Here is a 7,880-nt window from a genome sequence, read left to right as displayed (position 1 = left end):
GTTCGGCGGAGTTACTGGCGGGGGCGCCTTCGCCGCCGAAGACCAGGGCGAGCAGAGCGGCGATGAAGCCGAGGATGAAGCCCAGGCTCAGGCCGAGGGGGACGGACAGGGCGAACGCCTGGGCGGCCGGTCCGCGCACGCCCGCGTAGGCGAGCGGCGTGCAGACGGCGGCGGCGATGCCGCCGACGAGGGTGACGGCGCCCCAGGTGGCCGCCGCCGCGGCGAGCCGGCCTCCGGAGCGAGAGGTCAGGGCCACCAGCACGGTCGCGCCGACGACCAGGACGACGTTGAACACCAACGGCGCCAGCCAGTGGTCGGTGCCGTCCGTGCCGCTCGGTGCGCTGAATCTCCAGCCGACCAGCTGGGTGGGCTGGAACAGGACGCTGACCCAGCCGTTCCAGGCGCCGCTGCTCTCGCGCGCCGTGCGCCAGCTGCTCAGTGCTTGATTGCCCAGGGCCGCGGTGACCAGAAGTGTGACCACTGCCGCGCTGCTCGCCGCGCCGACGCGCACGCGCGTCATGGGGAATGTCGCCATGATCGATTTCTCCTAGAAGAATAGTGGGGAACTTGAATGTCTTGAAGATCTTGAGGGGCCTGAGGAACTTGAAGATCTTACGGGACGTTCGACGCTGTGGAGCCTGTGGATATTCGTGTGAGTGGAGGGTGGGGATGAGTCGGTGGAGGGCTTGCGTTTCGGCTGCTGGGGCTGCCCCCGGGATCAGCGGTTCCCGCCCCGTGCGACGCCGCGCCAAGCCCGTCCGTGACGTCGTCGAATCCCATCGGAAACCCGTGCCCCGTTCCCAAGATCGCAGAACTCTGCTGGTAGTTTTAATCCTGGTGCGCGCCGTCCCGGTGCGCCGAACGGCAGAAGGGGAGCCGTCAGGTGGCCGAGATATCCGAGACTTCCGAGACATCCGGTACGCAGATCTCAGAGACACCCGCCGCGACGGTGGATCCGGCTGCGGCGGCCGACGCGAACACGGCCGCGGCCGCCGAGGCGCCGGACTCCAAGCGCTGGTGGAGCCTGGTCATCATCGGACTCAGCCAGTTGATGATCGTGCTCGACATCACCGTGGTCACCATCGCGCTGCCCTCCGCCCAGCGGGACCTGCACATCGCGCCGGCGGACAAGCAGTGGGTGATGACGGCCTACACGCTCGCGTTCGGCGGGCTGCTGCTGCTCGGCGGGAAGATCGTCGACTTCGTGGGGCGCAAGAACACGCTGCTGATCGGGCTGATCGGCTTCGCCGCCGCCTCGGCGCTGGGCGGGGCCTCGGTCAGCGGCGGGATGCTGTTCGGGGCGCGGGCCGTGCAGGGCTGCTTCGGCGCCATCCTCGCGCCGGCCGCGCTCTCGCTGCTCACCACGACCTTCACCGACCCGGACGAGCGGGCCAAGGCCTTCGGGGTGTTCGGCGCCATCGCGGGCGCGGGCAGCGCCATCGGGCTCATCCTCGGCGGCGTCATCACCAATTATCTGACCTGGCGTTGGACCATGTACGTCAACGTCATCATCGCGGTCGTGGCGGTGATCGGGGCGGTCGTGTTCGTGGTGGACCGGGCGCCGCGGCGGCGGGTGGAGATCGACTACGGCGGGACGATCCTGGGCTGCGGCGGGCTGCTCGCGCTCGTCTACGGGTTCACCAAGGCCGCCAGCGACGGCTGGGGCAACAGCCTGACGCTCATCCTCTTCGCTGTCGCCGTCCTCGCCCTGATCGGCTTCGCCGTGCTCCAGGGCCGCCTCAGCGCGCCGCTGCTCCCGCCGCGCATCGTGGTCGACCGCAACCGGGCCGGCAGCTTCTCGCTGATGGCGCTGGCCGCCCTGTCGATGTTCGGGGTCTTCCTCTTCCTGACCTACTACCTGCAGGGCGTGAAGGGATATTCGGCGCTGCGCACCGGCTTCGCCTTCCTGCCCATGAGCGTGACGCTGATCATCACCTCCATCGGCATCGCCGCGCGGCTGCTGACCAAGCTGTCGCCGCGGCTGCTGCTGATCCCGGGCATGCTGCTGGCCGCGGGCGGCATGGCGTGGATGACGCAGATCACGGTCGGCGGGTCCTACGCCGCCGAGGTGCTGCCGGCCGAGATCCTGCTGGGCCTCGGCTTCGGGCTCACCTTCATGCCGGTGTTCGCGGTCGCCACGGCCGGGGTCGCGCCGCAGGACGCCGGGGTCACCTCGGCCACGCTGAACACGGCGCAACAGGTCGGCGGGTCCATCGGCACGGCGCTGCTGAATACGATCGCGGTCTCGGCCAGCGGCGCGTACATCACCGCGCACGCCCTGCCCCCGTCCGCGGTCGCCTCCAACCCGGCCACCGCGCGCACGCTCACGCCGGTGCAGCTGCTCGCCGAGGCCCAGGCCCAGGTGCACGGGTACACCATCGCGACCTGGGCCGCCGTGGGTTCGCTGCTGCTGGCCGGGGTGATCGGCGGCGTGCTGATCAACTCGGGGCCCATGTCGCAGGAGACCATCCAGGCGGGCATGGGCGGCGGGGCCTGAGCGGGGGCGCGCGCCGCACGGGCTAAGCTGGGCCGGGCCGCCGAGCAGGCGGCCCGGCCCGCGCCGTGTCTCCGGCCGGATCGACCCCTGATTCGGCCGCCGCGGCGGTGGAGCACGCCCGCCCGCAGTACGTCTGATCCACCCTCAAGGAGCCTCGCATGTCCCAGGTCCGCGCCGTCGCCGCCGCTCACGTCCACGCCCCGGCCGGGCAGGTGGCCGCCGCGCTCGCGGACTACGCCACGGTGCGGCCGAAGATCCTGCCGTCGCAGTACTCGGACTACACCCTGCGCGAGGGCGGGGCGGGCGCGGGCACCGTGGTCAGCTGGAGGTTCGCGGCCACCGAGAAGCGGGTGCGCGACTGCCTGATCACGGTCACCGCGCCGGCCGACGGGGTGCTGGTGGAGACCGACGCGAACTCCTCGATGGTGACCACCTACACCGTCACCGGGTCCGAGGACGGACACACCGGCGTGGTGATCGAGACGGCCTGGAACGGCGCCGGCGGCATCGGCGGGTTCTTCGAGCGCACCTTCGCGCCCAAGGCCCTGGTCAAGATCTACGACGAGCTGCTGGCGAACCTCGACGCGCACTGCCAGGCCGGCTGAGGCAGGCCGACCGGGGGTCGGGGCCGGTATCCTGGGCGGTCATGACCGCCGCCGCGCCCACGCCCCCGTCCGCCGCCGTGTCCAGCGCCGGTGCCGCAGAGCCCGCGGACGCGGTGTTGACCCGGCCGTGTCTGCACTGCGGGCGGCCGGTTCCGCAGCGCGTGGGGGCGGGCCGTCCGTTCCAGTACTGCCGCGACAACGACGACGCGTGTCTCAAGGCCGCGCGCAACTCCCGGTCGCGCGAGCGCAACGCCCCGGGTCTGCCGGGGCAGCTGGCGCAGGCCTGGGAGTTGGTGGAACGGCTCGAGCAGTCCGCGACCCTGCTCGCCCACTCCCTCAACGGCGAACTCTCGGCGGCCGGGGTGGAGTCGAAGATCGCCGCCGTGCGCGCGGAGGCGGCCGCGCACTCTGCCGCGTCCGCGGCCGAGGCGCGCGACGCGCAGGCCGCCACCGAGGCCGCCCGGGCCGAGACGCAGACCTCTGTCGCGCTGGCCGAGCAGGAGCGGGCCCGGCGCCAGGAGGCCGAGCAGGAGGCCAGGGGCGCGCAGGCGACGGCGGCTCAGGCGCTGGACGAGGCCGGGCAGGCGGCGGCGCGCGAGGCCGAGGCCGTGGCGGCGCGCGGCGAGGCGCAGCGCGAGGCGCGTGAGCAGGCGGCGCAGGCACGCCAGGCGCAGCAGGCCGCGCGGGACGCCGAGGCGGCCAGGGACGCGGCGCTCGTCCGGGCGCTGGCCGCGCAGGGGGAGGCGGAGCAGGCCAGGGAGCAGGCGGTACGCGAGGCCGCGGCGCGGGAACGGGCCGAGGCTGCGACGCATCAGGCCACTGCGGAACGCTCCGAGGCGCTGGTCGCGGCGGAGCGGGCGCGGGCCGCCGCGCAGATGCAGCAGGAGCGGGCCGAGTCGCAGACCGCCCGCGCGCAGGCGGCGAACGAGCGGGCCGACTCGCTCGCGCGCGAGGTGGAGACGGCGCGTCAGATCGCCACCGAGGCGCAGGCCGACGCGCGGCACGCGGCGCAGGCCAGGGAGAGCGCGGCGGCGCAGCTGACGGCCGCTCAGGAGGAGCTCGCGCGGCTGCGGACGCAGCTCGAGGCGGAGCGCGGCCGGGCTGATGTGCTGACGGCGCGTCTGCTGGATCTCAGTGCGCGCTTGGCGCAGCCGCCGGCGGCCATCCCGGTTCAGCAGGAGCCGCAGCAGGAGCAGCAGTCGGCGACCGACGCGGATCCCGCGCACGCCGAGCCCCCCGGGAAATGAGGAAACCCGCGCCGGGCAGTGCGCGGGTTTCCGGGGAAGTGTGGTGCGGTCTTCGCTTGGGGGAGCGTGTTGTCACCACGGTCCGGCGGACGCGGGTGCGACCGCCGTGTCTCCATGACACCCCCTTCGGCGCCGCGTTCCAAGGGCAACCGAGGGCGATCACCCTTGAGAGTGAGCCCAAGTCCCCAGGAAGTCCGCTTCCGTGGGCCCATCGGCCCGGTCCGAGGGGTCGTCAGCCCGGGCGGCGGACGTCGCGCAGTTCCGGCACGTACTCCTCCAGGCCGGGGGTCCACCACACGCCGGTCTGCTCGTCCACGGTGAAGGACTCGTACCCGTGGCGCTCGGCCAGCCGGGTCAGGAACGGGCGGGCCTCGGTGCCGAAGGCGATCGCGGCGGTCGCGTAGCCGTCGGCGAGGGCGAGATCGGGGCCGGTGACGGTCGCCTGGACGAGCCCGGACGCGGGGCGGCGGTGCAGCGGATCCCACACGTGCGCGCCGCGCTGGCGGGTGCCCGAGGTGGCCACGCCGCCCTCGCTCCGGCGCAGCCGCAACAGGATCCGGTCGGGGCGGTGCGGGTCCTCGACGCCGACGACCCAGCCGGTGCCGGCGCCGCTGGTGCGCAGCCGGACGTCGCCGCCGGCGTTGAGCAGGTGGGCCGGCAGGCCGCGGTCGGCGAGCAGCCGGGAGGCGCGTTCGGCGGCCCAGCCCTTGACCGCGCCGCAGGGGTCGAAGCTCGGCGGGTCGCCCACGGCCCACGCGTCGAACGCGCCGCGCGTCTCGGTCCGCAGCTGCGCGCACAGGCCGAGCACCTCGCGGAACTCGGTGATTTCGGCCTCGGACAGGTCGGGCTGGCCGTCGAGGTCGCCGGGGGACAGGCGTCCGTCCCTGATCCGGGAGACGGGGCTCTCGGGCAGGAAGGGGGAGTAGACCTCGTCGATCCGGTGCAGCAGCGCGCAGGCCTCGTACCAGGCGGCGGCGAACAGGTCCGGGTCGCAGCCCTCGGGGACGGCGACCGAGAAGACCGTGCCCATCACCGGTTCGGCGGCCCGCCGCAGGCTCACGGCTTACAGCCCGGCCTGGTCGAGGGCAGCCTGGAGCGACTGGGCGTAGCCCTCGGAGGTGAACGTCGCGCCGGAGATGCTGTCGATGTTACCGCTCTGCGCGGCCAGCGCCTCCGACTTGAGCTCGGGCAGCGCGATGGAGACGATCTGGTCCTCGTAGTTGCCGTTGTCCGGGACCTGGAGCACGTTCACGTTGGTGAGCTTGCCGTCGCTCACGACGGCCTGGACCTGCACCGGGCCGTAGCGGGTGTCGACGGCGGTACCGGTGTAGGTGCCGCTGGCCGCCTTCTTCGAGCTCGACGGCGAGGACGAAGAGGAGGAGGACGTCTTCGGTGAGGCGGCCGAAGAGGTCGCCGACGGGGAGGGCGAGGCGGACGCGCCGGTCTGCGCCGAGGTGTTCGCCTCGGTGTTGTTCTGCACCGTGCTGGTGGTGCCCAGGGCGGCGATGGAGCTACCGCGCGACTTGAACGACAGCAGCAGGGCGAGGCCGACGGCGGTGAGCGTGAGGGCCAGCAGTACTTTGCGCATCGGTAGCTACCTCGGTCGGCTAGAAATCGAAGGACTCGACGTGCACGCGCCGCGCCGGCACCTTGGCCCGGCGCAGGCCCCGCTTGGCGGCGTGGACCAGCCCGGAGGGGCCGCACAGGTACACGTCCCGGTCGGCCAGATCCGGCACCATCCGGTGCAGTTCGGCTGGGGAGAACGGGTCGGGGGAGCTCTCGCGCGAACCCACCAGCGGATACAGGCCGAAGCCGCGCCGCTCCGCGATCTGGCTCAGCTCCCGGTAGAGCGCCAGGTCCGCCGGGGTGGAGGCGCGGTAGAGCAGGATCGCCGAACCGCCGCCGCCAGGCAGCGACTCGAACAGGGCGCGCAGCGGGGTGATCCCGACGCCGCCCGCGATCAGCAGCACCTTGCCGCCGCTGGCCGGGTCGAGCCGGCGCGCGGTGAAGGCGCCGTAGGGGCCCTCGAACCAGACCTTCGTGCCCGCCTTCAGGTGCCGCAGCGCGCCGCTGCCGTCGCCGAGGTCCTTGACCGTGATCCGCAGCTTCCGGTCGGTGGGCGGCGCGGAGATCGAGTACGGGTGCGACTGCCACCAGTGCGCCTTGTCGAGGAACCGCCAGCGCAGGAACTGGCCCGGCTCGATCCGCAGCTTGCGCAGGTCACGGCCCGTCAGGTGGACCGAGATCACGCCCGGGGACTCGCGCACCACCGCGCTGACCCGCACGTCGTGCCGCAGCGAGCGGGAGATCGGCACCAGCACCCGGTAGAGCACGAGCAGCGCGGCCACCACCACGTGCGCGCCGACCCACAGCATCCGGTTGCGCGCGTTGGCGGAGAACTCGGAGCCGTCGGCGAACTCGTGTGAGAAGGCCAGCCCGATGGCCAGGTAGACGTAGAGGTGGATGAAGTACCAGGACTCGTAGGCCAGCTTCCGGCGCACCGCGCGGGCCGAGACGACGCCGACCCACAGCAGCAGGCCGAGGGCCGCGGTGGCCATGAGCACGTCCGGATAGTCGAGCTCGAGGGTGACCGCCTCGGAGACGGGGTTGGTGTGCAGGGTCAGCGCGTAGCCGAGGATGATCAGCAGGGCGTGGCACAGGGCGAGGGAGACGGTGTACTCGCCCAGCGCCCGGTGCACCCTGGTCAGCACGTCGGAGCCGACCCGGTGTTCGAGCAGCGGTATCCGCGCCATCAGGGCGACCAGCACCAGCAGCAGGTACGCGGCGAGCAGCCCGCATATCTGCCCGGCCGCGGTGAGGATGCCGCCGGCTGAGTCGAGTGAACTCGGGGTCGTGCCCTGCCACCAGATCACCAGGATCGGCAGGACGCCCGCGGCGATGGCGACCACGAGTGCGTACGTCCAGCCGCGCCCGGGGCGGGGCAGCACGCCGGCCATGGCGGCCGAGGACGGCCGCGCATGGGTCGGTCCGGAACTGGTTGCGGTCACAGAACAACTGTGCCTCACCTGGATGAGACAGCCGGGCGTCGCAGTCGAGAATCCGTTAAGAAAAAGGTTCGGATCTTGCTAAGGCGCAGCCGGTTCGTCGGGTGCGTCGTCCTGACCAGGGGTTTCGTGAGGGGCGTGGCCGGGTTCTGCTTCGTCGTGGTCGGCCTTGGCGGGGTGGGCGTCGATCGGCTGGAGTAACTTGAGGGTGACGCTGCGTTGGGCCAGAAGGCGCAGTGCGGCCAGCAGTTCCTCGCCGAGGACGGTGCCGACGACCACGCCGCGCACGATGTCGGCCTGCTCGCCCATCGTCAGTACGGTCGCGACCTCCTGTTCGGCGAGGCGTTCGGCCGCGTCGGCGTAGACGCCGAGGAGCGGGACGAGTTCGGGTACGTCCATGCTCAGCACCACGGCGGCGGCGTCGCAGGCCCGGTCGAGCGCGGGCGAGTCGGGCTCGAGGTGCCAGCCGCGTTCCTCGGCGGTGCGGCGGACGAGTTCGCGCGCCTCGGTCCAGGCGGGTTCGGGG

7 protein-coding genes and 1 pseudogene are annotated in these 7,880 nt (G+C 72.6%); 3 read left to right on the top strand and 5 right to left on the bottom strand.

Annotated elements, in window-relative coordinates; translation table 11 throughout:
• Positions 1-535, bottom strand: a 535-nt coding sequence (locus KDL01_RS36820; RefSeq protein ID WP_212533342.1) for a hypothetical protein, incomplete at its 3' end; no start/stop codon positions are given.
• Positions 536-949: 414 nt separating this feature from the next.
• Between KDL01_RS36820 and KDL01_RS36815 the strand changes: the two genes are divergently transcribed.
• The 3 genes from KDL01_RS36815 to KDL01_RS36805 all read left to right on the top strand — a co-directional run bounded on the left by KDL01_RS36815 (position 950) and on the right by KDL01_RS36805 (position 4,349).
• Positions 950-2,497: an MFS transporter gene (locus KDL01_RS36815; RefSeq protein ID WP_368861725.1), complete on the top strand. Its 1,548-nt coding sequence runs from the start codon at positions 950-952 to the stop codon at positions 2,495-2,497.
• Positions 2,498-2,655: 158 nt separating this feature from the next.
• On the top strand, positions 2,656-3,102 hold the full coding sequence (locus KDL01_RS36810) for an SRPBCC family protein (protein ID WP_212533341.1): 447 nt from the start codon (positions 2,656-2,658) through the stop codon (positions 3,100-3,102).
• 41 nt (positions 3,103-3,143) lie between these two features.
• Positions 3,144-4,349, top strand: a complete 1,206-nt coding sequence (locus tag KDL01_RS36805; protein ID WP_212533340.1) for a coiled-coil domain-containing protein — start codon at positions 3,144-3,146, stop codon at positions 4,347-4,349.
• A gap of 232 nt (positions 4,350-4,581) precedes the next feature.
• Here the strand turns inward: KDL01_RS36805 and KDL01_RS36800 are convergent, their stop codons facing one another.
• The 4 genes and pseudogenes from KDL01_RS36800 to KDL01_RS36785 all read right to left on the bottom strand — a co-directional run.
• A complete protein-coding gene (locus KDL01_RS36800; RefSeq protein ID WP_212533339.1) occupies positions 4,582-5,409 on the bottom strand; it encodes an FAD:protein FMN transferase in 828 nt (275 codons plus the stop codon).
• A 3-nt stretch (positions 5,410-5,412) separates the two neighbouring features.
• A complete protein-coding gene (locus tag KDL01_RS36795; RefSeq protein WP_212533338.1) occupies positions 5,413-5,937 on the bottom strand; it encodes an FMN-binding protein in 525 nt (174 codons plus the stop codon).
• 19 nt (positions 5,938-5,956) lie between these two features.
• Positions 5,957-7,357: a ferredoxin reductase family protein gene (locus KDL01_RS36790; protein ID WP_212533337.1), complete on the bottom strand. Its 1,401-nt coding sequence runs from the start codon at positions 7,355-7,357 to the stop codon at positions 5,957-5,959.
• A gap of 78 nt (positions 7,358-7,435) precedes the next feature.
• A pseudogene (locus tag KDL01_RS36785) lies at positions 7,436-7,880 on the bottom strand (hypothetical protein); the annotation flags it as partial.

This window comes from Actinospica durhamensis (assembly GCF_018139695.1).
Classification (GTDB): Bacteria; Actinomycetota; Actinomycetes; order Streptomycetales; family Catenulisporaceae; genus Actinospica; species Actinospica durhamensis.
Note: the sequence above shows the minus strand (reverse complement) of the source record. Positions and strands in the feature narration are given on the sequence as shown.